The sequence below is a fragment of the Streptomyces endophyticus genome, from assembly GCF_035798155.1.
GTDB lineage: Bacteria > Actinomycetota > Actinomycetes > Streptomycetales > Streptomycetaceae > Streptomyces > Streptomyces endophyticus.
On record NZ_JAOZYC010000134.1, the window covers coordinates 48,520 to 72,231 of the forward strand.

The 23,712-nt window shown below is 68.2% G+C and carries 23 protein-coding genes; 19 read left to right on the top strand and 4 right to left on the bottom strand.

Going from position 1 to position 23,712, the window contains the following annotated elements:
- The first annotated feature begins 309 nt into the window (after positions 1-309).
- Together OKJ99_RS23510 and OKJ99_RS23515 are read left to right on the top strand one after the other, a co-directional pair.
- On the top strand, positions 310-1,917 hold the full coding sequence (locus OKJ99_RS23510) for an ABC transporter substrate-binding protein (RefSeq protein WP_326019351.1): 1,608 nt from the start codon (positions 310-312) through the stop codon (positions 1,915-1,917).
- 71 nt (positions 1,918-1,988) lie between these two features.
- Complete coding sequence (locus OKJ99_RS23515) at positions 1,989-3,566, top strand: ABC transporter substrate-binding protein (protein WP_326019352.1); 1,578 nt, start codon at positions 1,989-1,991, stop codon at positions 3,564-3,566.
- Positions 3,567-3,606: 40 nt separating this feature from the next.
- Here the strand turns inward: OKJ99_RS23515 and OKJ99_RS23520 are convergent, their stop codons facing one another.
- Both OKJ99_RS23520 and OKJ99_RS23525 read right to left on the bottom strand, forming a co-directional pair.
- The gene (locus OKJ99_RS23520; RefSeq protein ID WP_266721484.1) at positions 3,607-4,278 is read right to left on the bottom strand and encodes a response regulator; all 672 of its coding nucleotides are present in this window, start codon (positions 4,276-4,278) and stop codon (positions 3,607-3,609) included.
- Between the two features lie 49 nt (positions 4,279-4,327).
- Positions 4,328-5,227, bottom strand: a complete 900-nt coding sequence (locus tag OKJ99_RS23525; protein ID WP_326019353.1) for a RecB family exonuclease — start codon at positions 5,225-5,227, stop codon at positions 4,328-4,330.
- Between the two features lie 179 nt (positions 5,228-5,406).
- On the opposite strand from OKJ99_RS23525, the gene OKJ99_RS23530 reads away from it, so the two are divergent.
- The 3 genes from OKJ99_RS23530 (at position 5,407) to OKJ99_RS23540 (ending at position 8,709) form a co-directional block, all read left to right on the top strand.
- Positions 5,407-6,951, top strand: coding sequence for a site-2 protease family protein (locus OKJ99_RS23530; protein ID WP_326019354.1), 1,545 nt, complete (start codon positions 5,407-5,409; stop codon positions 6,949-6,951).
- A 59-nt stretch (positions 6,952-7,010) separates the two neighbouring features.
- Complete coding sequence (locus OKJ99_RS23535; RefSeq protein ID WP_326019355.1) at positions 7,011-7,916, top strand: tRNA (adenine-N1)-methyltransferase; 906 nt, start codon at positions 7,011-7,013, stop codon at positions 7,914-7,916.
- A 217-nt stretch (positions 7,917-8,133) separates the two neighbouring features.
- Positions 8,134-8,709: a hypothetical protein gene (locus tag OKJ99_RS23540; protein ID WP_326019356.1), complete on the top strand. Its 576-nt coding sequence runs from the start codon at positions 8,134-8,136 to the stop codon at positions 8,707-8,709.
- Positions 8,710-8,784: 75 nt separating this feature from the next.
- Here the strand turns inward: OKJ99_RS23540 and OKJ99_RS23545 are convergent, their stop codons facing one another.
- A complete protein-coding gene (locus OKJ99_RS23545; RefSeq protein WP_326019357.1) occupies positions 8,785-9,099 on the bottom strand; it encodes a ferredoxin in 315 nt (104 codons plus the stop codon).
- A 263-nt stretch (positions 9,100-9,362) separates the two neighbouring features.
- Between OKJ99_RS23545 and arc the strand changes: the two genes are divergently transcribed.
- The 6 genes from arc (at position 9,363) to prcA (ending at position 15,568) form a co-directional block, all read left to right on the top strand.
- Positions 9,363-11,129 (top strand): proteasome ATPase, encoded by a 1,767-nt coding sequence (gene arc / locus OKJ99_RS23550; protein ID WP_326019358.1) that lies wholly within the window; start codon positions 9,363-9,365, stop codon positions 11,127-11,129.
- Positions 11,130-11,409: 280 nt separating this feature from the next.
- Positions 11,410-12,921: a depupylase/deamidase Dop gene (dop, locus tag OKJ99_RS23555; protein ID WP_407700749.1), complete on the top strand. Its 1,512-nt coding sequence runs from the start codon at positions 11,410-11,412 to the stop codon at positions 12,919-12,921.
- 201 nt (positions 12,922-13,122) lie between these two features.
- Positions 13,123-13,341: a ubiquitin-like protein Pup gene (locus tag OKJ99_RS23560; RefSeq protein WP_326019359.1), complete on the top strand. Its 219-nt coding sequence runs from the start codon at positions 13,123-13,125 to the stop codon at positions 13,339-13,341.
- Positions 13,342-13,347: 6 nt separating this feature from the next.
- Complete coding sequence (locus OKJ99_RS23565; RefSeq protein WP_326019360.1) at positions 13,348-13,938, top strand: endonuclease VII domain-containing protein; 591 nt, start codon at positions 13,348-13,350, stop codon at positions 13,936-13,938.
- Positions 13,890-14,735: a proteasome subunit beta gene (gene prcB, locus OKJ99_RS23570; RefSeq protein ID WP_326019361.1), complete on the top strand. Its 846-nt coding sequence runs from the start codon at positions 13,890-13,892 to the stop codon at positions 14,733-14,735. The genes OKJ99_RS23565 and prcB overlap by 49 nt, the downstream gene beginning before the upstream one ends.
- Positions 14,736-14,797: 62 nt before the next feature.
- Positions 14,798-15,568 (top strand): proteasome subunit alpha, encoded by a 771-nt coding sequence (gene prcA, locus OKJ99_RS23575; RefSeq protein WP_326019362.1) that lies wholly within the window; start codon positions 14,798-14,800, stop codon positions 15,566-15,568.
- Between the two features lie 53 nt (positions 15,569-15,621).
- On the opposite strand, the gene OKJ99_RS23580 is transcribed toward prcA, so the two are convergent.
- Entirely contained in the window at positions 15,622-16,668 is a 1,047-nt protein-coding gene (locus OKJ99_RS23580; protein WP_326019363.1) for a LacI family DNA-binding transcriptional regulator, read from the bottom strand.
- A gap of 120 nt (positions 16,669-16,788) precedes the next feature.
- Between OKJ99_RS23580 and OKJ99_RS23585 the strand changes: the two genes are divergently transcribed.
- The 8 genes from OKJ99_RS23585 to OKJ99_RS23620 all read left to right on the top strand — a co-directional run bounded on the left by OKJ99_RS23585 (position 16,789) and on the right by OKJ99_RS23620 (position 23,573).
- On the top strand, positions 16,789-18,048 hold the full coding sequence (locus OKJ99_RS23585; RefSeq protein WP_326019364.1) for an MFS transporter: 1,260 nt from the start codon (positions 16,789-16,791) through the stop codon (positions 18,046-18,048).
- Between the two features lie 9 nt (positions 18,049-18,057).
- The gene (gene pafA / locus OKJ99_RS23590) at positions 18,058-19,419 is read left to right on the top strand and encodes a Pup--protein ligase (RefSeq protein ID WP_266721505.1); all 1,362 of its coding nucleotides are present in this window, start codon (positions 18,058-18,060) and stop codon (positions 19,417-19,419) included.
- 144 nt (positions 19,420-19,563) lie between these two features.
- Positions 19,564-20,580: an FKBP-type peptidyl-prolyl cis-trans isomerase gene (locus OKJ99_RS23595; RefSeq protein WP_326019365.1), complete on the top strand. Its 1,017-nt coding sequence runs from the start codon at positions 19,564-19,566 to the stop codon at positions 20,578-20,580.
- A 60-nt stretch (positions 20,581-20,640) separates the two neighbouring features.
- On the top strand, positions 20,641-21,015 hold the full coding sequence (locus OKJ99_RS23600; RefSeq protein WP_326019366.1) for an FKBP-type peptidyl-prolyl cis-trans isomerase: 375 nt from the start codon (positions 20,641-20,643) through the stop codon (positions 21,013-21,015).
- Between the two features lie 130 nt (positions 21,016-21,145).
- Positions 21,146-22,099, top strand: a complete 954-nt coding sequence (locus tag OKJ99_RS23605) for a helix-turn-helix transcriptional regulator (RefSeq protein ID WP_326019367.1) — start codon at positions 21,146-21,148, stop codon at positions 22,097-22,099.
- Positions 22,100-22,117: 18 nt separating this feature from the next.
- Positions 22,118-23,074 carry a helix-turn-helix transcriptional regulator gene (locus OKJ99_RS23610; RefSeq protein WP_326019368.1) on the top strand — a complete coding sequence of 319 codons (957 nt, stop codon included), beginning with the start codon at positions 22,118-22,120 and terminating at the stop codon, positions 23,072-23,074.
- Between the two features lie 10 nt (positions 23,075-23,084).
- Positions 23,085-23,366, top strand: coding sequence for a hypothetical protein (locus OKJ99_RS23615; RefSeq protein WP_326019369.1), 282 nt, complete (start codon positions 23,085-23,087; stop codon positions 23,364-23,366).
- Positions 23,367-23,375: 9 nt separating this feature from the next.
- Positions 23,376-23,573, top strand: coding sequence for a G protein-coupled receptor family protein (locus OKJ99_RS23620; RefSeq protein ID WP_326019370.1), 198 nt, complete (start codon positions 23,376-23,378; stop codon positions 23,571-23,573).
- The last annotated feature ends 139 nt before the right edge of the window (positions 23,574-23,712 follow it).

Sequence of the window (23,712 nt, forward strand, 5' to 3'; positions counted from 1 at the left end):
GTGAGCTTTCCCACTTCCCCGGGGGTCGACAGCTCGTCGGACGCATGCTGGGTGACCGCTTTCCATGCGGCGAGGAGTGCCCTTGTGTCCCGATTGGCCACCCCGTGCGACGAACCTTCCTCCTGAGGTGTTTTCGGTGCGTCCACGCCTGATTCCACAGCGTGATGGGCGCCCCGATCCCGCGCCCGCGAACCGCGGCGGCACGACCATTAATGTCGTCGCGGGAACATCGCCGTACGCTCCCGTCGCCCACGCGTCCCACCCCTTTCGCCGGGCCGGCGGGTTCAACAGCTCTGGAGAATTTCGAGCATGAACCGCAAGACTTTGGTGCTGCCGGCCATCATCGGCCTGCTGGCCCCCGTGCTCGCCGCGTGCGGCGGGTCCGACGGCGGAGACGCGGGCGGCGATGCGATCAAGGTGGGCACCACGGACCGGTTCATCGCCTCCGGAAAGGTACCCGCGCCGTTCGACCCGGCGTACGCCTACGACACCGGATCCTGGAACGTGCTGCGCCAGACCGTGCAGACGCTCATGGCGATGCCGCGCAGCGGCAGCGGCGAGCCCGTGCCCGAGGCCGCCCAGAGCTGCATCTTCTCCGACAGCGGCAGCGAGCGCTACGCGTGCAAGCTGCGCAAGGACCTCACGTTCGCCGACGGCAAGCCGATCACCGCGGCCGACGTGAAGTACTCCATCGACCGCGTCAGGAACATCAAGAGCGACAGCGGCTCCTACGGTCTGCTCTCCTCGATCGACACCATCGAGACCCAGGGCGACCGCGGAGTCATCTTCCACCTCAAGTCCCCGGACGCCACGTTCCCGTACAAGCTGGCCACGCCCTCCGCCGGCATCGTCGACCCCGACGAGTACCCGAAGAACAAGCTGCGCACCGGCTTCAAGGTGAACGGCTCCGGTCCGTACACCCTGAAGGCCACCGTCAAGAACGACGCCGTCGTCAAGACCGTCTTCACCAAGAACCCGCACTACAAGGGGCAGTTGAAGCCGAAGAACGACAAGGTGGAGCTGGACTCCTTCACCGGCGCCGACGCCATGGGCAAGGCACTGGAGAAGGGCGACATCGACATGATGACGCGCACCATGTCGCCGGGGCAGATCAAGAAGTACTCGGACAGCGCGCCCAAGAACGTCAACCTGGTCGAGATGCCCGGCATGGAGATCCGCTACCTCGGCTTCGACACCAAGGCGAGCACCGTCCGGGACAAGGCCGTCCGGCAGGCGATGGCACAGCTCGTCGACCGCGGCGAGATCGCCTCCAAGGTGTACGGCACCGGCGCCGAGCCGCTCTACTCGCTCGTGCCCAGCGGCATCACGGGCCACCAGAACTCGTTCTTCAACAAGTACGGCGACCCCAGCAGGGCCAAGGCGGCGTCGATCCTCCAGCAGGCGGGCATCCGCACGCCGATCAAGCTCACCCTGCACTACACGAGCGACCACTACGGATCCGGCACGAAGACGGAGTTCGAGCTCCTCCAGAAGCAGCTGAACACCAGCGGCCTCTTCGACGTCGACATCAAGGGCGACGTCTGGGACACCTACCGCGACGCCCAGCTCAAGGGAAAGTACGACGTCTACGGCCTCGGCTGGTTCCCGGACTTCCCGGACGCCGACAACTTCCTCGCGCCGTTCCTCGACAAGGACAACTTCCTTGCGTCCCCGTACACCAACAGCGGCATCCGCAGTGACCTGATCCCGGCCGAGCGCCGCGAGGCCGACCGGCTCACCGCGTCCAAGCCCATCCAGCAGATCCAGAACGTCGTCGCCGACGACGTGCCGGTTCTCCCGCTGTGGCAGGGCAAGCAGTACGTCGCCGCCCGCGACGACATCACCGGGGTGGAATGGGCGCTGTCCGCCTCCTCGGTCCTTCAACTGTGGGAGCTGGGCCGCGGCGTCAGCGGCTGAGCCCACTTCGGGGCCGGTCCACTCGCGGGCCGGCCCCAGCCCGTCCGCTCGACCGACGACAAGGCACGTACGTGAGAATGCGCAACCAGTGGCTGGTCATGCCCCTCGGCGCGGGACTCGCCGCGGCACTCCTGACCGGCTGTGGCTCAGGCGAGAGCGACTCCGCCGACAGCGGCGACGCCGTGGTCATGGGAATGTCCGACGACATCCAGGCCACTGATCCGGCCTCCGGCTACGATCCCGGCTCGTGGCTGCTGTTCAACAACGTCTTCCAGTCGCTGCTCAGCTTCCCCAACGGTGGCACCGAGCCGCAGCCGGAAGCCGCCAAGGAGTGCCACTTCAGCGACACCGCCACCAAGGTCTACACGTGCACGCTCCGCTCCGGCCTGGAGTTCAGCAACGGTCACGCGCTCACCTCGAAGGACGTCAAGTTCTCCTTCGACCGCATGATGAGGATCAACGACGCGGCCGGCCCCGCGATCATGTTCCCGATGCTGGACAAGGTCGAGACCCCGGACGCCAGGACCGTCACCTTCAAGCTCAAGTCCGCTGACGCGACCTTCCCCAGCAAGATCGCCTCGGGCGCCGGATCGATCGTCGACCACACCGCGTACCCCGCGGACAAGCTGCGCGCGGACGGCAAGGCCGTCGGCTCCGGCCCCTACAAGCTCGACTCCTTCGGCAAGAAGCAGGCCGGCTTCTCGGTCAACGCCAAGTACCAGGGCACCGCCAAGGTCAAGAACCAGGGCGTCACCATGAAGTTCTTCCACGGTGACCAGGCGGGCCTGAAGAAGTCACTGCTCGCCGGGAAGCTCGACCTCGCCTACCGCGGCCTCGCCGCCAAGGACGTCGCCGACATCGAGAAGTCCGGCACCAAGAACCTGGACGTCATCGAGGGCACGAGCGCCGAGGTCCAGCACCTCGTCTTCAACATGGACGACCCGGTCGCCGGCAAGATCGGCGTCCGCAAGGCCATGGCCTACCTCATCGACCGCGACGCCCTCATCGACGACGTGTACGACCAGACCGCCACGTCGCTGTACTCGATCATCCCGGCGGGCATCACCGGCCACAACACCGCCTTCTTCGACAAGTACGGGGCCCGCCCCTCGAAGAGCAGGGCGGCGGCCGCGCTGCACGCCGGCGGCATCAACACGCCGGTCAAGCTCACGCTCTGGTCCACGCCCGCGCGCTACGGCCCCGCCACCGACGCCGAGTTGAAGACCATCGCCAAGCAGCTCAACGCGAGCGGCCTGTTCGACGCCGACGTGAAGTCCGTCGAATTCGCCCAGTACGAGCGGGACATCAAGTCCGGCAAGTACGGCGTCTACGTCAAGGGCTGGGTCCCCGACTACCCGGACCCGGACAACTTCACCCAGCCGTTCTTCGGCAAGGGCAACGTCCTCGACAACCGCTACGACAACAGCACCATCACCGGCAGGATCATCCCCGAGACCGGCGCCCAGAGCGACCGCTCCGGAACGGCCCCGCGCTACGAGCAACTGCAGAACATCGTCGCCGACGAGCTGCCCATCCTGCCGGTCTGGCAGGCCAAGCAGTACGCCGTCGCCAAGTCCGACGTGTACGGCCTGGAGAACTGCCTCGACGCGTCGACCGTCTTCCGGTTCTGGGAGATCAGCAAGGGCTGACACCCTCTGCCCGCGGGCCTTAGGGCCCGCGGGCGGCCGGTCACTGCGCGCCGGGGCGGACCAGTCCGCTCTCGTACGCGTACACAGCCGCCTGCACCCGGTCGCGCAGGCCCAGCTTCGTCAGCACATGGCCGACATGCGTCTTCACCGTCGTCTCGCTCACGAACAGGTCGGCGGCGATCTCGGCGTTGGACAGCCCGCGCGCGACCAGCTTCAACACCTCCACCTCCCGCTCCGTGAGCGTGTGCAGCGTGTCCGGGACCGGCTCGTCCCCGGACGGGAGATGATCCGCGTACTTGTCCAGCAGACGGCGGGTGATGCTCGGCGCCAGCATCGCCTCGCCGGCCGCCACCACACGGATCGCCTGCACCAGCTCGCCCGCGGGCGCGTCCTTGAGCAGGAAGCCGCTGGCCCCCGCCTTCAACGCCTCCACCACGTACTCGTCCAGATCGAACGTGGTCAGCACCAGCACCTTCGCCGGACCGTCCTTGCCGGGGCCCGAGATCTGCCGGGTCGCCTCCACCCCGTCCATCCGCGGCATCCGGATGTCCATCAGAACCACATCGGGCTGCAGAGCACGCACCTGGTCAAGCGCCTGCAGACCGTCCCCGGCCTCGCCGACCACCGCGATGTCCTGCTCGGCCTCCAGGATCATGCGAAAGCCCGTACGCAGCAGCGGCTGGTCATCGACCAGTAGGACGCGGATGGCCACGAAACTCTCCTTTGATCCTTCGATAGACCCGGCGGCCCATTCTGCCCTGCTATGCCTGCGGGAGGTCCTCCACCCCGGCCCGAGCCGCCGAGACGATCTGCAACGGGTACGGCGGGGGAGTGCCGCCGAACTCCGGGCACACCGCCTGGTGATCGCACCAGCCGCACAGCTTCGTGGGCCTCGGCTGCCAGTCACCCGTCTCCGTCGCCTGCTGGATCGCCTCCCACAACGCGAGCAGCTTGCGCTCCACCCGCTCCAGATCCGCGATCACCGGGTCGTACGTCACCACGTCCCCACTGCCCAGGTACACGAGCTGAAGGCGGCGCGGCACGACCCCCTTCAGACGCCACACCACCAGCGCGTAGAACTTCATCTGGAACAGCGCGCCCTCCGCGTACTGGGGGCGCGGCGCCTTGCCCGTCTTGTAGTCGACGATGCGCACCTCGCCCGTCGGCGCCACGTCCACCCGGTCGATGATCCCGCGCAGCTTCAGGCCCGACTCCAGCTCGGCCTGCACGAAGAGCTCCCGCTCGACCGGCTCGAGACGCGTCGGATCCTCCAGCGTGAACCACCGCTCCACGAGGCGCTCCACATCGCCGAGCCAGCGCGCCAGCCGCTCGCCCGCGGCCTCCTCGCCCTCCCCGTCGTCGGCGAACAGCTCGGCCAGCTCCGGCTTCGACTCCCGAAGACGGTCCCACTGGCCGGGGATCAGCGCCGCGGCCCGCGGCGCCGTCCGCTCGTCCGCCGGCGCGTCGAAGAGTCTTTCCAGGACGGCATGGACCAGCGTGCCCCGCGTCGCCGCCTCGCTCGGCTTCTCCGGCAGCTTGTCGATCACCCGGAACCGGTACAACAGCGGGCACTGCATGAAATCGCTCGCGCGCGACGGCGAGAGCGACCTCGGCGGGGCGGCCGCGGCCTGCGCGGGGGCCTGATCGGTGCTGGTCTCCATGCCGTACGACGATACGGGCCCGCACTGACAGTCAGGCATCTGCACGCCGAGCCGCGTCTTGCGTAGCGTGGCGCGGGGGAGTCGACGGGGGCCCGCCGACACTGTCCGCATACCATCGACGCCAGAACGTCCCGCCGGGCGGCGGGAAACGCTTCGAACGAGGGGACCGAGGGATCACCGTGGACGAGAGCGGCCAGCCGCAGCCCGGCACCGGCGAGGCGACGTCGCCCCGGCATCCGGCCGCGGTCGAGCCGGATGCGACCGAAGCCCGCGAAACCACCGAGGCCCGGGACCCGGGCGAGCCGGACGCGGCCCCCGAGCAGCCGGAGAGCACCCCGGCGCAGCAGCAGGCCGACACGGAACAGGCCGCCGCGGAACAGGCCGCCGCGGAACCGGACAGCGCGGAACCGGACAGCGCGGCGACGCGGCAGACCACCGGCACCCCGCACACCGACCCCACCCCCCACCCGCAGGACGCGCCCCCCGCGCACCCCTACGACCGCCACCCCGAACGCGCCGCCGCCACCTCCGGCACCCGCAAGGGCGCCACCAAGGGCCCCACCAAGCGCCCCGCACCGCGCGGCGGCCTGCTCATGGGCCGACCCTTCGGCGTCCCGGTGTACGTCGCCCCCAGCTGGTTCCTCGTAGCCGCGCTGATCACCTGGGTGTTCGGCGGCCAGCTCGACCACGTGCTGCCCGAGCTCGGCGCCGCCCGCTACCTGGTCTCCCTCTTCTTCGCCGTCGCCTTCTACGCCTCCGTACTCATCCACGAACTCGCCCACACCGTCGTCGCACTGCGCTACAAGCTCCCGGTGCGCCGCATCCAGCTCCAGTTCTTCGGCGGCGTCTCCGAGATCGAGAAGGAGTCCGAGACCCCCGGCCGCGAGTTCGTGCTCGCCTTCGTGGGCCCCCTGCTCTCCCTCGTCCTCTCCGGCGTCTTCTACGTAGCGATGCGCGCCGTCGAACCCGGCACCGTCCCCGGCGTCCTCCTCGCGGGCCTGATGATCTCCAACCTGATCGTCGCCGCGTTCAACCTCCTGCCGGGACTGCCGCTCGACGGCGGCCGCATGCTCCGCGCCGTCGTCTGGAAGCTCACCGGCAAGCCCATGAGCGGCACCATCGCCGCCGCCTGGGTCGGCCGCGCCCTCGCCGTCACCGTCCTCATCGGCCTGCCGCTGCTCACCCAGTCCGGCGCCCTCGGCGAAGGCGCCGAAGAAGCGGGCGGCATGGACACCCTCATGGACGCGCTGCTCGCCGCCATCCTCGCCGCGATCATCTGGACCGGAGCAGGCAACAGCCTGCGCATGGCACGCCTGCGCGAACACCTCCCCGACCTGCGCGCCCGCTCCCTCACCCGCCGCGCCGTCCCCGTCGAAGCCGAGACCCCGCTCTCCGAAGCCCTGCGCCGCGCCAACGAAGCCGGCGCCCGCGCCCTCGTCGTCGTCGACGCCGACGGCGACCCCCACTCCCTCGTCCGCGAAGCCGCCATCGTCGGCATCCCCGAACACCGCCGCCCCTGGGTCCCCGTCAGCGGCCTCGCCCAGGACCTCACCGACGGCATGCGCGTCTCCGCCGAACTCGCCGGCGAAGAACTCCTCGACACCCTCCGCGAGACCCCCGCCACCGAATACCTCGTGGTCGAGGAGAACGGCGCCATCTACGGAGTGCTCTCCGCGGCCGACGTCGAGCGCGCCTTCGTCAAGGCCATGGCCCGCCCTTCGTAGAAAACCGTCGCGGAAGCCGTGTGGTCGGCGTCCCCCGACAAGCCCGGTAGGCTGTTCACATGTCCGAACCGACCGGTGCCGCCCGCAGGCGCGGGCCCTTCACGGTCGGGGACCAGGTACAGCTGACCGACCCCAAGGGCCGCCACTACACGTTCACGCTCGAAGAGGGAAAGAACTTCCACACCCACAAGGGTTCCTTCCCGCACGACGAGCTGATCGGCGCACCCGAGGGCAGCGTTGTCCGCACCACCGGAAACGTCGCCTACCTCGCGCTGCGCCCCCTGCTCCCCGACTACGTCCTGTCCATGCCCCGCGGCGCCGCCGTGGTCTACCCCAAGGACGCGGGGCAGATCCTCGCCTTCGCCGACATCTTCCCCGGCGCCCGCGTCGTGGAAGCGGGTGTGGGCTCCGGCTCGCTCAGCAGCTTCCTGCTGCGCGCCATCGGCGACCAGGGCATGCTGCACTCCTACGAGCGCCGCGAGGACTTCGCCGAGATCGCCAAGGGCAACGTCGAGCGCTACTTCGGCGGACCGCACCCCGCCTGGCAGCTCACCGTCGGCGACCTCCAGGACAACCTGTCCGACGGCGACGTCGACCGCGTCATCCTCGACATGCTCGCCCCCTGGGAGTGCCTGGACGTCGTCAAGAAGGCGCTCGTCCCCGGCGGCATCCTGTGCTGCTACGTGGCCACCACCACGCAGCTCGCCCGCACCGTCGAGTCCATCCGCGAGATCGGCTGCTTCAACGAGCCGACCTCCTGGGAATCGATGATCCGAAACTGGCACGTGGAAGGCCTCGCCGTCCGCCCCGACCACCGGATGATCGGCCACACCGGCTTCCTGCTCACCGCCCGCCGCCTCGCGGACGGCGTCGAGCCGCCCATGCGCCGCCGCCGCCCCTCCAAGGGCGCCTACGGCGAGGACTACGACGGCCCGAACGCCGACGGCGGCAACCGCGGCCGCTGAGCCACCCGCACGCACCACCGCACAACACTTCGGCGCCGCCGTCGAGTTCCCTCTCACCTACGGGAACTCGACGGCGGCGCTCGTTCGTTGGCGAAACGGCAGCACCAGAACCAGATATCACCTGAGAAAGAACGGACCCCCCCGTTCCCGCGCACTGTGACGTATGGCACGATGCTGGCCACCCCCACCGGCACAGCCCTCACAGGAGACGCTCCTCGTGCAGCAATCCGCCGTCCCGGAACTGGCGCACACCACCACACGACCCATCCACTGGCTGGCCACCGCGGCCGCCCTCGCCGCGGTCGTCGCGATCTCCGGCTTCCTCAAGCCGGACTCCGCCACCGCGGCCCAGGCCGAGCACAAGACACCCGCGAGCAGACCCGCGGCTGTCGCCCCGCCCGACCCCACCGCCGTCCACTTCCCGCTCGACTGCGGACCCGTGAAGACCGCCGTCGTCAAGAAGGCCACCGGAGACCTCGACGGCGACGGACGCCCGGAGACCGTCGCCGTCGTCCGCTGCGACGCCGGCGTCGGCACACCGCCCAGCGGCATCTACGTCCTCACCCAGCCCGCGGGCGCGAAACCGCGCGTCGTCGCCACACTCGTCACGCCCAAGGACAACTACTCGACGACCACGCTCGCCATACAGGACGGATCCGTCCTCGCCGACCTGGACGGCTACTCCTCCGACTCCGTGCCCCGATACCGCCCGGACGTCCACGAGAAGGCCAAGTGGCAGTGGAAGGACGGGGCGTTCGTCCGCTCCACGCCCTCCGAGGCCCGCGCCGCCTGACACCACACACGAAAGGCCCCGCCCGCCGGAACACCGGCGGACGGGGCCCTTCGCACACCTTGGGCTACCCCGCGTTCACTCCGCGTCCGGGCCGTGCACCTCGACCCGGTCCGCGACCCGCCGCACATGGATGCAGTCGCCCGGACACTCCTTCGCCGACGCCACCACATCGGTGAGGAGCGGAAGCGGCACGGGCGTTGACGCGCCCACGTCCTGCAACAGCTCGTCGTCCGCGCCCTTCACATACGCGAGACCGTCGATGTCCAGCTCGAAGACCTCGGGAGCGTACTGCGCGCAGATCCCGTCCCCTGTGCACAGATCCTGGTCGATCCACACCTCCAGCGGACCTTCGCTGTCGGTACCGGATCCGGCCTCTTGCCGCACGGTCATTTCTCCTGCCGTTTCCTGCGTCGCGGCCCCCGAAAATCTCCTTCAGAGGAGCAAGTCGGGCCAAGCCTGACGGGTGTTGAACGCTTCGACCCTACAACCGGCCGCTTTCCGATGTTGTTGGGTGGGTATTCCCCTGGCGTGAGGGAGAGCGCAAGGGTGAAGATCGGACACACCCCATCGTCTTTTTGATCTAGGGGTTTCAATCGACACCCGCCCAGGTAGGGTCTGGAAGCGTCCAGCTCCCCTTGGAGGAGGTGAGGACCGTGGCAGCCCACGACGACGACATCAACCGCGGCATCCGCCCGGGACGAGGGTCCGACGACCCTGCCGGGCAGGTTGCCTATCTCGAGCAGGAAATCGCCGTCCTGCGGCGCAAGCTCGCCGACTCTCCGCGGCACACGAGGATTCTCGAAGAGCGGATCGTCGAACTGCAGACCAACCTGGCCGGCGTGTCCGCCCAGAACGAGCGACTCGCCAATACGCTCCGTGAGGCCCGCGACCAAATCGTGGCCCTCAAGGAAGAAGTCGACCGGCTCGCACAACCACCGGCAGGCTTCGGAGTCTTCCTCTCGGCCAACGAGGACGGCACCGCCGACATCTTCACCGGCGGCCGCAAACTCCGCGTGAACGTGAGCCCAAGCGTCGAACTCGAAGAGCTCCGACGCGGCCAGGAACTCATGCTCAACGAAGCGCTCAACGTGGTCGAGGCCATGGAGTTCGAGAGCGTCGGCGACATCGTCACCCTCAAGGAAATCCTCGAGGACGGCGATCGAGCCCTCGTGGTCGGGCACACCGACGAGGAACGGGTGGTACGGCTCGCCGAGCCGTTGCTGGACGTCACCATCCGCCCCGGCGACGCCCTACTGCTCGAACCCCGATCCGGCTATGTCTACGAAGTCGTACCGAAGAGCGAAGTAGAGGAACTCGTCCTCGAAGAGGTCCCGGACATCGGCTACGAGCAGATCGGCGGCCTGGGCAACCAGATCGAACTGATCCGCGACGCGGTCGAGCTCCCCTACCTCTACCCGGACCTCTACAGGGAGCACGAACTGCGGCCGCCCAAGGGCGTCCTGCTCTACGGGCCCCCCGGATGCGGTAAGACCCTGATCGCCAAGGCAGTCGCCAACTCCCTGGCCAAGAAGGTCGCAGAAGTGACCGGACTCGCCCAGGGCAAGAGCTACTTCCTCAACATCAAGGGCCCCGAACTTCTCAACAAGTACGTCGGCGAGACCGAGCGGCAAATCCGCCTCGTCTTCCAGCGCGCCCGCGAGAAGGCCAGCGAGGGCACCCCCGTCATCGTCTTCTTCGACGAGATGGAATCCCTCTTCCGCACCCGCGGCTCCGGCGTCAGCTCGGACGTGGAGAACACCATCGTCCCGCAGCTGCTCGCCGAGATCGACGGCGTCGAAGGCCTGCAGAACGTGGTCGTGATCGGCGCCTCCAACCGCGAGGACATGATCGACCCGGCCATCCTGCGGCCCGGACGACTCGACGTGAAGATCAAGATCGAGCGCCCGGACGCCGAAGCGGCCAAGGACATCTTCGGCAAGTACCTCACCCAACGCCTCCCGCTGCACCTCGACGACCTCGACGAGCACAGCAGCGACCGGGCAGCCACCGTCCACGCCATGATCCAGACGGCCGTGGAGCACATGTACGCCGAAACCGAGGAAAACCGCTTCCTCGAGGTGACGTACGCAAACGGCGACAAGGAAGTCCTCTACTTCAAGGACTTCAACTCCGGCGCAATGATCGAAAACATCGTCGGCCGCGCCAAGAAGATGGCCATCAAGGCCTTCCTCGACCAGAACCAGAAGGGACTCAGGGTCTCCCACCTCCTGCAGGCTTGCATCGACGAGTTCAAGGAGAACGAGGACCTGCCCAACACCACCAACCCGGACGACTGGGCCCGAATCTCCGGCAAGAAGGGCGAGCGGATCGTCTACATCCGCACCCTTGTCACCGGAAAGCAGGGAGCGGACACCGGACGCTCCATCGACACGGTGGCGAACACCGGTCAGTACCTGTAAAAGACAGGGTGGCTGCGGGTGCCCGAAGCGGGTACCCGCAGCCGACTGTTTTGCGGCAGCACTCCGCGGCACACCACAGGAACCGACCACGCGAGCGACCGCTCGAAGCCGGAGCGAATCCAATGACGCAAATGATCTCCCCACCAGCGCAAAGGCGTTCTAGGCTCATCCATGCCGCCGAGTCGCGCAGTGCGGGGACGGGCACCGCACACGCACCGGAGAACCAGCGGTACTTGAGCGACGCCCCCGACCGAGGGCGCTGCCGGGCAAGGAGGGCCGCATGACCGTACGGCGAGTAATGGGCATCGAGACGGAATACGGGATCTCCGTCCCCGGCCACCCCAACGCCAATGCCATGCTCACCTCGTCCCAGATCGTCAATGCCTACGCCGCGGCGATGCACCGGGCCCGCAGGGCCCGCTGGGACTTCGAGGAAGAGAACCCCCTGCGCGACGCGCGAGGCTTCGACCTCGCACGCGAGGCAGCCGACGCCAGCCAGCTCACCGACGAGGACATCGGCCTGGCCAACGTCATCCTCACCAACGGAGCGCGCCTCTACGTAGACCACGCACACCCCGAATACAGCGCCCCGGAGGTCACCAACCCCCGCGACGCCGTGCTCTGGGACAAGGCCGGCGAGCGCATCATGGCCGAGGCCGCGGAGCGGGCGGCCCAGCTACCGGGCGCCCAGCCCATCCACCTCTACAAGAACAACACCGACAACAAGGGCGCCTCCTACGGGACGCACGAGAACTACCTGATGAAGCGGGAGACCCCCTTCTCGGACATCGTGCGCCACCTGACCCCGTTCTTCGTCTCACGCCCGGTCGTGACGGGGGCGGGCCGCGTCGGCATCGGCCAGGACGGCCACGAGCACGGCTTCCAGCTCAGCCAGCGCGCGGACTACTTCGAGGTCGAGGTCGGCCTGGAGACCACGCTCAAGCGGCCCATCATCAACACACGCGACGAGCCGCACGCGGACGCGGAGAAGTACCGCCGGCTGCACGTGATCATCGGCGACGCGAACCTGTCGGAGATCTCGACCTACCTCAAGCTCGGCACCACGTCACTCGTCCTGTCCATGATCGAAGACGGCTTCATCGCGGTCGACCTGGCCGTGGACCAGCCGGTCCGCACCCTCCACCAGGTCTCCCACGACTCGTCCCTCCAACACCTGATCACACTCCGTAGCGGCCGCACGCTCACCGCCGTCCAGCTGCAGATGGAGTACTTCGAGCTCGCCAGGAAGTACGTGGAGGAGCGCTTCGGCGCCGACGCGGACGACCAGACCAAGGACGTCCTGGCCCGCTGGGAGGACGTACTGGGGCGCCTGGAATCCGACCCCATGAGCCTGTCCGGCGAACTCGACTGGGTCACCAAGCTCGAACTCATGCAGGGCTACCGGCGCCGCGACAACCTCGAATGGGACGCCGCCAAGCTCCACCTGCTCGACCTCCAGTACGCCGACGTACGCCCCGAGAAGGGCCTCTACAACCGCCTGGAGGCGCGCGGCAAGATGAAGCGCCTCCTGGACGAGACCGAGGTCGAGAACGCCCGTACGAAGCCGCCGGAGGACACCCGCGCGTACTTCCGCGGACGCTGCCTCGAGCAGTACGCGGACGACGTCGCGGCGGCCTCCTGGGACTCGGTCATCTTCGACCTCCCCGGCCGGGACTCGCTCCAGCGCGTCCCAACCCTCGAACCCCTTCGCGGAACGCGGAACCACGTGAAGGAGCTCCTGGACAGGTGCCGCACGGCCGAGGACCTGGTCCGGGTGCTGTCCGGCCAGTGACCTGCGCCCGATCCGCCGATGATCAATCACCGATCCGGGGCTGAAAAGTCGGCGGCAGGGGAATCACAGAGGTGGGCCCCGTACGTTGCACAAAGTGCGGGGCCGATGTCAGAGCCGACGCGTAGGGTTCTGATCACGAACGACCTGAGCGAACCACGTCGTCCACGGCGTGGATGTCGAACCGAGCGGGGTGAGCTGGACATGGCAACCAAGGACACCGGCGGCGGACAGCAGAAGGCGACGCGCTCCACCGAGGAGGTCGAGGAGCAGGCGGTCGACGAGCAGTCGACCGAGGACCTCAAGGAGCGCCAGGAGAAGCTGAGCGATGACGTCGACTCGGTTCTGGACGAGATTGACGACGTATTGGAAGAAAATGCCGAGGACTTTGTGCGCTCATTTGTGCAAAAAGGCGGAGAATGACCGGGAATGTCCGATTCGGCTGTAAAGAAGTGCTCCGCCTGTCAGGAGTCGCTTCCTGTTAGTGCGTTCGCGGTGAATCGGTCACGGTCCGACGGGCTTCAGGCCAATTGCCGCGAATGCGCCGCAGAGTTCTACAAGCGCCGCCAGGAAGCGCTTGGCAAGAGCGTGCGCGAGAAGGTGGACGCCCCGGAAGGGCACAAGGTGTGCCGCACGTGCGGTGAGATCAAGCCGCATGCCGAGTGGCATCGCAATGCGAGTGCCTCCGACGGTCTGTCGACCAAGTGCAAGGCGTGCCGGGCCATCCAGGGGAGACAGGATCACCTCAAGCGCAACTACAACCTCACCGAGGTCCAGCGCGACGAGATGATCGCCTCGCAGATGGGGATCTGCGTGATCTGCCTGAATGCCCCGGCAGTACATGTGGATCACTGCCACGAGACGGGTAGGGTCCGTGGCGTACTGTGCTTCAACTGCAATTCGGCCATCGGCAAGTTGGGAGACGATCCCGACACCGTCCGTCGGGCCGCAGCCTACTTGGAAGGAAACGCGTGGAAGCCAACCCTCGCAGCACCGGGCGTCTACCGGCTGCCTTCCTGACGCCTGGATCGTCGTCGTTCATGGACTTCCTGTCCGAGCATCAGCCCGAAATCCTGCCGGGCAACCGGCAGTTGCCGCCGACGCAGGGTGTCATCGAGGCCCCGCACGGCACGACCATCGTCTCCGTCTCGTTCCCCGGCGGCGTGGTGTTGGCCGGTGACCGGCGGGCCACGATGGGGAATGTGATCGCTCAGCGCGACATCGAGAAGGTCTTCCCGGCGGACGAGTACTCGGCCGTCGGTATCGCCGGCACCGCCGGTCTGGCCGTCGAGATGGTGAAGCTCTTCCAGCTGGAGCTGGAGCACTTCGAGAAGGTCGAGGGTGCGCAGCTGTCGTTGGAGGGCAAGGCGAACCGGTTGTCGACCATGATTCGGTCGAACCTCGGCATGGCCATGCAGGGGCTGGCCGTGGTGCCGCTGTTCGCGGGTTACGACGTGGATCGTGAGAAGGGCCGGATCTTCTCGTACGACGTCACGGGTGGCCGCAGCGAGGAGCATGGGTTCGCGGCGACCGGTTCCGGTTCGGTGTTCGCGCGTGGGGCGATGAAGAAGCTCTACCGCGACGACCTGTCGGAGGCGGAGGCGACGACGCTGGTTGTGCAGGCGCTGTACGACGCGGCCGATGACGACTCGGCGACGGGTGGTCCGGACATGGCGCGGCGGATCTTCCCGATCGTCACCGTGATCACGGATGACGGGTTCCGCCGGTTGTCGGACGACGAGTCCTCGGAGATCGCCCGCGCGATCCTGGAGCGTCGTCTGGAGCAGCCGGACGGTCCGCGGGCCGCTCTGCTCTAGCCGGCCGACTCTCTCTTGGTTGCCTACTCATCGAGCCACTGACAGAAAGGGACGGATAGCCGGTGTCGACGCCGTTCTATGTCTCACCCCAGCAGGCGATGGCCGACCGCGCGGAGTACGCGCGCAAGGGCATTGCTCGCGGTCGCAGCCTTGTTGTGCTGCAGTACGCCGATGGCATCGTGTTCGTCGGCGAGAACCCGTCCCGTGCTCTGCACAAGTTCAGCGAGATCTATGACCGGATCGGTTTCGCGGCCGCCGGTAAGTACAACGAGTACGAGAACCTCAGGATCGGTGGCGTTCGGTACGCGGATCTGCGGGGTTACACGTACGACCGTGACGATGTGACGGCTCGTGGTCTGGCGAACGTGTATGCGCAGACGCTGGGCACGATCTTCTCCAGCTCGGGCGAGAAGCCGTACGAGGTGGAGCTGGTCGTTGCCGAGGTCGGTGCGTCGGTCGACGGTGACCAGATCTATCGGCTGCCGCATGACGGTTCGATCGTCGACGAGCACGGCTCGGTGGCGGTCGGTGGTAACGCGGAGCAGATCAGTACCTACCTGGATCAGGAGCACCGGGACGGTATGACGCTGTCCGAGGCGCTGAAGCTGGCTGTGACGGCGTTGTCGAGGGACACCAATGGGGGCGAGCGGGAGATTCCCGCGGAGCGCCTGGAGGTGGCGGTTCTGGACCGTACGCGGCCGCAGCAGCGGAAGTTCAAGCGGATCGTGGGGCGGCAGTTGTCGCGGCTGCTCACGGCCGAGGGGGCTGCCGCGACGACGGAGGCCGAGTCGGATGCGGTGTCCGACGATGACGGGCCTTCAGAGGACAAGTAGTACGTAGCGTTTCGTGTGCCCGGCCGGTGTCGAACCGGCCGGGCACACGTGTGTCAGGGGCGGGGTGCGGCCGGTCCTGTGGAGCCGCGCACGATCAATTCGACGGGAAGCGGGGCGGTTTCGGCTTCGCGGTCGTCGAGGACGGCGAGCAGTGCGCGCATGCCGTGTGCGCCGACTTCTTCGGCGGGCAGGCGCACGGTGGTGAGTTCGGGTTCGATCGCGGTGGCGAGGGAGAGGTCGTCGAAGCCGGTGATGGAGAGGTCGTCGGGGACGCGCAGGCCGAGGCGGCGGACGGCCTTGTAGGCGCCGGCGGCGAGTTTGTCGTCGTCGCAGACGATGGCGGTGGGTTCGGTGAGGCCGGAGGTGCGCAGTGCGGTTTCGGTGGCGGTGACGGCGTCCTCGACGGTGAGGGCGGAGTGGATGGTGCGCACGGTGGTGTCCGGCAATGGTGCGGTGCGGGCGGCGAGTTCGCGGGCGCGGACGTCGAAGGTCCAGGATTCGACGGCGGAGGCGAGGTGCAGGAAGTTCCGGTGGCCGTGGGCGGTGAGGTGGTCGATGATCTGCCGGATGCCGTCGGCGAGGTCGAGGTTGACGGTGGTGGCGCCGGGGTTGCCCGCGGGGTCGCTGTCGAGCATGACGAGGGGGATGGGTGGGGTGTCGTCGCCGCGCAGGTTGGTGAGGGTGTCGGCGGCCATGGAGGAGGCGAGGATGCCGTCGAGGGCGGCGCGGGCGGAGGGGAAGGGGTCGCGGGCCGGGCCGATGCCGTCGGGTGAGGGGTAGAGGACGACGCCGAAGTCGTGCTGTGCCGCGACGCGGGCCGCTCCTGTGTAGACGCCGGCGAAGAATTCGTTGGTGAGTGCGGGGACGACGAGGAGGGCGGTGCGGGTGCGGCCGGTGCGGAGGTTGCGGGCCGCGAGGTTGGGGCGGTAGCCGAGTCGTTCCGCGGCGGCGCGTACGCGTTCGGCGGTGGTCTCGGAGACGCGGCCGGGCCATTTGCCGCCCATGACGAGTGAGACGGCGGCCTGGGAGACGCCGGCGGCGCGGGCGACGTCCCTGCTGGTGGGGCGGGCGGTCGTGGTGCCGTCCTGGCCGCTGGTCACTGGTGCCTCCGTTGGTGTTGTCCAGGGTGCTCGACGTTAGCGGGTGGCTCTGTCCGTCGGGCACGTGGTACGTATAACGCCGGGACGTTATACGTAAAACTTCAGGGCGGGGGCGGGTTGATGGCCGCGGGGTATGCGGAGATCCTCAGGGCGCGGCATGCGATGCGGCTGTTGACGGGGACCCTGGTGGGCAGGTTGCCGAACGCGACGGCTCCGATCGCGGTCGTGCTCTTCATCCGGGCCGAGGGGGGCACGTACAGCCTGGCGGGCGGGCTCGCGGCGGTGTACGGGGTGGCGAACGCGATCGGGCAGCCGCTCCTCGGTCGCCTCGTCGATCTGCGGGGTCAGCCGAGGGTGCAGTTGCCGGCGGCGGTCCTGTCGGCGCTCGCGATGACGGCCTTCGCGTTCGTGGGGATGGACTCGCTGCCGTTGGCGTATGCGGCGATGGCTCTGGCGGGGTTGTTCACGCCGCCGTTGGAGGGTGGCCTGCGTGCGTTGTGGCCGAGTGTGCTGGCGCGCGAGGAGCAGGTGCACACGGCGTACGCGATGGACGCGATCGCGCAGGAAGTCATGTTCACCGTCGGGCCGTTGCTGGTGACGTTGTGCGTGTCGCTGTGGTCGGCGCAGGCCGCGCTCGTGGTTCTCAATGTGATCGGCGTGCTCGGTGCGCTGTCCGTGGTGCTGTCGAAGCCTTCGCGCGCGTGGCGTTCGGCTCCGCGTGAGGCGCACTGGCTGGGTGCGTTGCGTTCGTCGGGGCTGTTGGTCCTGCTGGTCGCGTTCTTGTTCATCGGGACCGCGCTCGGTTCGATCACCGTGGCGGCGATGTCGTATGCGGAGGGTCGGGGTGGCGATGCCGTGTACGGCTGGCTGATGGCGGCGATCGGGATGGGTGCGTTGGTGGGTGGCAGCGTCTACGGGGCGCGTCAGTGGAGTGGCGCTCCGGAGAGGCGACTTCGGTGGCTGGTGGCGCTGCTCGCGTTGTTCTACGTGCCGTTGGTCCTGATGCCGGGGCCGGTCGCGATGGTGGCTCTGACGGCGGTGGCGGGGGTGTTCCTGGCGCCGTGCATCGCGTGTGCGTTCATCGTCGTGGACCGGCATGCGCCTCCGGGGACGGTGACGGAGGCGTTCTCGTGGCTCGTGACGACGTTCATGGTGGGCTCCAGCGTGGGAACGGCCGTTGCGGGCCCGGTTGTCGAGTGGGCCGGCACGCGGTGGGGGTTTGCCGTTCCGGCCGCCACTGGCGCGCTTGCACTGGTCGTCCTGCTTTCAACGGCTCGGGTCCTGGCGGAGCCGCGCACGTCCGGGCGTGTCGCGCGCTCGTCGGAAAATGATCCAAACCGTGCCGTCGAACCCCGTTTCAGCTCGGGGGATCGGGCGTAATGTTCAGTCATGGACCGCCGCATTTTCGGGCTGGAGAACGAGTACGGCGTCACGTGTACGTTTAGGGGACAGCGCCGCCTGTCTCCTGACGAGGTGGCGAGGTACCTCTTCCGCCGTGTCGTGTCATGGGGCCGCAGCAGCAATGTCTTTCTGCGGAACGGTGCCCGCCTTTACCTCGATGTCGGGTCGCATCCGGAATACGCAACTCCCGAATGCGACAACGTGACCGAGTTGGTCACGCACGACAAGGCGGGCGAGCGCATTCTGGAAGGCCTGCTCGTCGACGCCGAACGCCGCCTGCACGAGGAGGGGATCGCGGGCGACGTATACCTCTTCAAGAACAACACCGACTCGGCGGGTAACTCCTACGGCTGCCATGAGAACTACTTGGTGGCGCGGCACGGGGAGTTCTCGCGGCTCGCGGACATTCTCATCCCCTTCCTGGTCACAAGGCAGTTGCTGTGCGGTGCGGGCAAGGTGCTGCAGACTCCGCGCGGTGCCGTGTACTGCGTGAGCCAGCGTGCCGAGCACATCTGGGAGGGCGTCAGTTCCGCGACGACGCGTTCCCGGCCGATCATCAACACCAGGGACGAGCCGCACGCGGACGCCGAGCGTTATCGCCGTCTGCACGTCATCGTCGGCGACTCGAACATGTCAGAGACGACGATGCTGCTGAAGGTTGGCGCCACCGATCTCGTCCTGCGCATGATCGAGGCGGGCACGGTGATGCGGGACCTCACCCTGGAGAACCCGATCCGGGCGATCCGCGAGGTGAGTCACGACATCACGGGGCGCCGCAAGGTGCGGCTCGCCAGTGGCCGGGAGGCCTCGGCCCTCGAGGTGCAGCGCGAGTACTACGAGAAGGCCGTGGACTTCTGCGAGCGCAGGGGTATCCGCAGCGGCACCGTGGAGCAGGTTCTGGAGCTGTGGGGTCGCACGCTCGACGCCATCGAGTCCGAGGACCTGGACCGGGTGGGAACCGAGATCGACTGGGTCATGAAGTACCAGCTCATCGAGCGGTATCGCGCGAAGCACAACATGACGATGTCGCATCCGAGGGTCGCGCAGATAGACCTCGCGTATCACGACATCCACCGGCAGCGCGGTCTCTACTACCTCCTGGAGAAGAAGGGCCAGGCCAAGCGGATCTGCAACGATCTGAAGATCTTCGAGGGCAAGTCGGTGCCGCCGCAGACCACGCGCGCGCGGTTGCGCGGTGACTTCATCCGCCGTGCCCAGGAGCAGCGCCGTGACTTCACGGTCGACTGGGTGCATCTGAAACTGAACGATCAGGCGCAGCGCACGGTGCTGTGCAAGGACCCGTTCCGCAGTGTGGACGATCGGGTGGAGAAGTTGATCGCCGGTATGTGATCGCCGGTATGTGGGCGCACACGCTGAGCAATCCGGCCAGGGGCCTCGTACGAATCATTCGTACGAGGCCCCTGGCCGTCCCTTGGAATGACAGGGGGAGGGCCTAGAGTGGCCGGACCTTATTCGAGCGACTTGAGGACCACTGTGCGACGCCGACTTGCAGCACTACTGATCGTGCCGGCACTGGCGCTGACCGCGACGGCTTGCGGCAGCGACGACGGCAAGAAGGATTCGGCGGACAAGGCCGACTCGTCGTCCTCTTCGCCGAAGGCTGCCGCGGTGCCGAAGGCGGTCGACAAGGCCGACCCGATGCCGGAGGTGTCGGGGGCGCCCGGCAAGCAGGCGAAGATCTCGCTGCCGAAGGGCGACCCGAGCGACAAGTTCGTCGTGCACACGTTGTCCCAGGGTGACGGTCCGACGGTGAAGAAGAACGACCTGGTGTCGATGAACTTCACCGGCAAGGTCTGGAAGGGCGCCAAGGACCTCGGGTCCACGTACGGGGCCAAGGGCGGTGGCGAGCAGATGGTGACCGCGGGCGCGGAGGGTCAGCTGCCGGCGTTCTCGCAGGCCGTGCTCGGGCAGAAGGAGGGCAGCCGGGTCCTCGTCGTGGCGCCGCCGGCCGCGGGCTTCGGCAGCCAGGGCAACCAGCAGGTGGGCATCAAGGGCACGGACACGCTCGTCTTCGCCCTGGACGTCGGCAAGGTCATCCCGAAGAAGGCCGAGGGAAAGCAGGCCTCGATCCCGTCGAACCTGCCGCAGATCCAGGCCGACAAGGAAGAGCCGGCGACGATCTCGATTCCGAAGAGCGACCCGCCGAAGGACCTGGTCGACAAGGTCCTGATCCAGGGCAAGGGTGACGAGGTCAAGAAGGGCCAGACGGTCACCATGCAGTACAGCGGTGCCGCTTGGAAGGTCAACGAGGGCAAGCAGAAGGCCGAGCTGTTCGACTCGTCCTGGAAGAGCGGCCAGCCGTTCACGACGCCGATCGGTGCCGGTCGGGTCATCAAGGGCTGGGACAGCGGGCTCGTCGGCAAGCACGTCGGTGACCGGGTGCTCCTGGTGATCCCGCCGGAGCAGGCGTACGGCAAGAAGGCGCAGGGGAAGACGCTGCCGGCCAATTCGACGCTGGTCTTCACGGTCGACGTCCTCGCCGCACACTGAGCCACAGAAGATGGCAGACTGTCCCGGTTGCAGAGCAGTCGACAAGCAGGAGCACTTCACGTGAACATCGACAAGCCCGAGGTCGACTTCCCGATCGGTGACGCACCGACGGATCTCCAGATCGAGGAGATCTGGGAGGGTGACGGCGCCGAGGCGAAGGCCGGCGACTTCGTGAAGGTCCACTACGTGGGCGTGGCCTTCTCCACCGGCGAGGAGTTCGACGCCTCCTGGAACCGGGGCAACCCGCTGGAGTTCAAGCTCGGCGGCGGCCAGGTCATCGCGGGCTGGGACAAGGGCGTGCAGGGCATGAAGGTCGGCGGTCGTCGTCGGCTGACCATCCCGGCGCACCTCGCGTACGGCGACCGTGGCGCCGGTGGCGGTGTCATCGCCCCCGGCGAGACGCTGATCTTCGTGTGTGACCTGGTCGCCGTCTGAGCCGGTCACACCTCGACCGCAAGCGGTCAACCCTGGGCCCATGCCGGCTGGCATGGGCCCTCGGCTTTTGCCGCGACACTCCCGAGCGGTACGGTCGTCCGTCGGGAGTCACCTTCAGGAAAGGGCGTCGATGGCGATTGCCAAGGCCGAGCGGCTGATGAATCTGGCGCTGTGTCTGCTCGGGACGCGGCGTCCGCTCAGCAAGCGCGAGCTGCGTGGTTCCATCGAGGCGTACCTGGAAGCGGGCAGCGACGATTCCTTCAACCGGATGTTCGAGCGCGACAAGGACGATCTGCGCGAACTCGGCCTGGTCATCGAGACCGTGGAGAACCTGGACGGCGAGGTCGGCTATCTGTCCGGCCGCGACAGCAACCGCCTGCCGCCCGTCACGCTCGACGCGGAGGAGGCCGCCGCCCTCGGCCTCGCCGCGAAGGTCTGGCAGCAGGCCCGGCTCGCCGGAGCGGCGAGCGGCGCCCTGCAGAAGCTGCGCGCGGCCGGGATGCCCGAGGACGTGGACCCGTACGAGAGCCATGGCGCGCTCGAACCGAGGATCCCGGCGCACGAGGCGTCCTTCGAGCCGCTGATGCTGGCCTGCCGCGACCGGCGTCCCGTCGTCTTCGACTACCGCAAGGCCACGGCCGTCCGGCCGGAGCAGCGGCACGTGGAGCCGTGGGCCCTGGAGTGCTGGCGCGGACACTGGTATCTCGCGGGCTGGGACCGCGACCGGCAGGCCGAGCGGGTCTTCCGGCTGTCCCGGATCACCGGCAAGGTGCGCTCGCGCGCGGGACAGTTCAAGGTGCCGGTGCCGGACGTGGTGACCGTGCGGGAGACCGTCGCGAGCTGGGCGGGGGAGACCGCCGACCGGTCCGCGCTCATCAGGCTGCGGGCGGGCAGCGGCTATCCGCTGCGCGCCAAGGCCGCCTCCGTGCGCGAGCTCGGCGACGGCTGGGACGAGATGGAGATCCCGTACGGGCACGGGCTCGACGCCTGGCTCGTGGAGTTCGGCCCGGACGTGGTGGTGCTGGAGCCCGCGGAGCTGCGGGCCGATGTCGTGGACCGGCTGCGCGCCGTGGCCAAGGGCTGAGGGGGAGTACGTACAAGCATGGCTTCCAACGCCATTGACCAGACCCGGCGGATGTTGTCCCTGGTGACGTATCTGCGCGAGCGCCCCGGCGCGCGCGTGGAGGATGTCGCGCGGGCCTTCGGCATCACCGAGGACGAGCTGATCTCCGACCTGGACGTGCTGCCGCTGTGCGGGACGAGTTTCCGCGGCGGCGATCTGCTCGACATCGACACCGACGGCGACCGCATCTGGTGGCACAACCCCGACGATGTCGCGGAGCCGCTGCGGATCGCCGCCGACGAGGCGACCGCGCTTCTTGTGGCGGCCCGTGCGGTGGCGACGCTGCCGGGGCTGCGGGAGAGCGACCGGCTCGCGCTGCTGCGGGCGACCGCCAAGCTGGAGGCCGCTTCGGGCGAGGCGGCGAGTGCGAGCGCCCGGCTCAGCGTCACGTTCGAGTCGGAGGGCGGGGTCTTCGCGGACGTCGACCGGGCGATCTCTGAGCGGCGCCGGTTGTGGATCCGCTACTACTCGCCCGCCCGTGACGAGGTCACCGAGCGGGAGATCGACCCGATCCGCCTCGTCAGCGTGGGCCACACCTACGTAGAGGCGTGGTGTCGTCGTTCGGAGGCGCGGCGGACGTTCCGGCTCGACCGGGTCGCCGAGATCAAGGTCCTGGACGAGCCGTCGGCGCCGCCGCAGGTGGAACTGCGGGACCTGTCCGAGGGGCTTGTGCAGCCCGCGGCCGAGGACCCCGAGGTGGTCGTCGAGGTCGGTCCCGGCGGGCGCTGGGTCGCCGAGTACTACCCGCACGACAGCGCCGAGGAGTTGCCGGACGGCGGGCTGCGGATCACGCTGCGCACGCCGGACCCGTCCTCGCTGCGCAGGCTGGCGCTGCGGCTCGGCCGGGACGGGCACATCGTGGCGCCTGCCGGGCTGGCGACCAGCGCGCGGGACGCGGCGCGCGAGGCGCTGCTGGCGTACGACGGGGCGGCGTGAGGTGCGTGACATGACGGGTGTGGCCGGTTTCACCGATATTGCCGAGATGTCGTCCATGGCGTCCACCGTGGCGCCGGTCGTCTTCCGGGCCGGCTGCCCCGACTGTCGCGCCCGCTTCGAACTGGCCGCTTCGGCGATCAGGTTGGCGATCGGGGCCAGCCGCCGCACCACGTTCTACTCGTTCACCTGCCCCGAGTGCGAGACCTCGGTGCGCAAGCCCGCCGGCGAGCGCATCATCGAACTCCTCACCGGTGGTGGGGTGCGCACGCTGCGCCTCCACCAGACCGTCTAGGCTCGGCGCATGTTCTGGGCGATGCTGGCGGTTGCTGTGGGTTTCGTGGGGCTCGCCGTGCTGGCGGTCCTCGCGGCGCGGGTCTTCGTCGAGGCGCAGCGCCTGGGGCGTCAAGTGGCCGACACCACGCAGCGGATCAACCGTGCGGCAGAGGACCTCGAGCGGGCCGCCGTGGGTGTCGCGAAGGCCGGCGGCGACGTGGTCTGACGCCCCGTCGACGCCCTCGGCGGGAGCGTGGAAAGCGCTTTACCGTCGCGGCCTGTCCCGTTGTCGGGGTCGGCGGGTACGCTCCCTTTGGCGGTCCGTAGTGAGGCGCGGTCCGCAATTGGGAGGACGCACGGGCATT

Excerpts from the sequence above, each read along its gene's own strand:
- dop (WP_407700749.1), top strand. The coding sequence starts at position 11,410 with ATGACCGTACGGCGAGTAATGGGCATCGAGACGGAATACGGGATCTCC.
- OKJ99_RS23620 (WP_326019370.1), top strand. The coding sequence starts at position 23,376 with ATGTTCTGGGCGATGCTGGCGGTTGCTGTGGGTTTCGTGGGGCTCGCC.
- OKJ99_RS23510 (WP_326019351.1), top strand. The coding sequence starts at position 310 with ATGAACCGCAAGACTTTGGTGCTGCCGGCCATCATCGGCCTGCTGGCC.
- OKJ99_RS23560 (WP_326019359.1), top strand. The coding sequence starts at position 13,123 with ATGGCAACCAAGGACACCGGCGGCGGACAGCAGAAGGCGACGCGCTCC.
- OKJ99_RS23615 (WP_326019369.1), top strand. The coding sequence starts at position 23,085 with ATGACGGGTGTGGCCGGTTTCACCGATATTGCCGAGATGTCGTCCATG.
- OKJ99_RS23535 (WP_326019355.1), top strand. The coding sequence starts at position 7,011 with ATGTCCGAACCGACCGGTGCCGCCCGCAGGCGCGGGCCCTTCACGGTC.
- pafA (WP_266721505.1), top strand. The coding sequence starts at position 18,058 with ATGGACCGCCGCATTTTCGGGCTGGAGAACGAGTACGGCGTCACGTGT.
- OKJ99_RS23610 (WP_326019368.1), top strand. The coding sequence starts at position 22,118 with ATGGCTTCCAACGCCATTGACCAGACCCGGCGGATGTTGTCCCTGGTG.
- OKJ99_RS23545 (WP_326019357.1), bottom strand. The coding sequence starts at position 9,099 with ATGACCGTGCGGCAAGAGGCCGGATCCGGTACCGACAGCGAAGGTCCG.
- OKJ99_RS23565 (WP_326019360.1), top strand. The coding sequence starts at position 13,348 with ATGTCCGATTCGGCTGTAAAGAAGTGCTCCGCCTGTCAGGAGTCGCTT.
- OKJ99_RS23525 (WP_326019353.1), bottom strand. The coding sequence starts at position 5,227 with ATGGAGACCAGCACCGATCAGGCCCCCGCGCAGGCCGCGGCCGCCCCG.
- OKJ99_RS23605 (WP_326019367.1), top strand. The coding sequence starts at position 21,146 with ATGGCGATTGCCAAGGCCGAGCGGCTGATGAATCTGGCGCTGTGTCTG.
- OKJ99_RS23585 (WP_326019364.1), top strand. The coding sequence starts at position 16,789 with ATGGCCGCGGGGTATGCGGAGATCCTCAGGGCGCGGCATGCGATGCGG.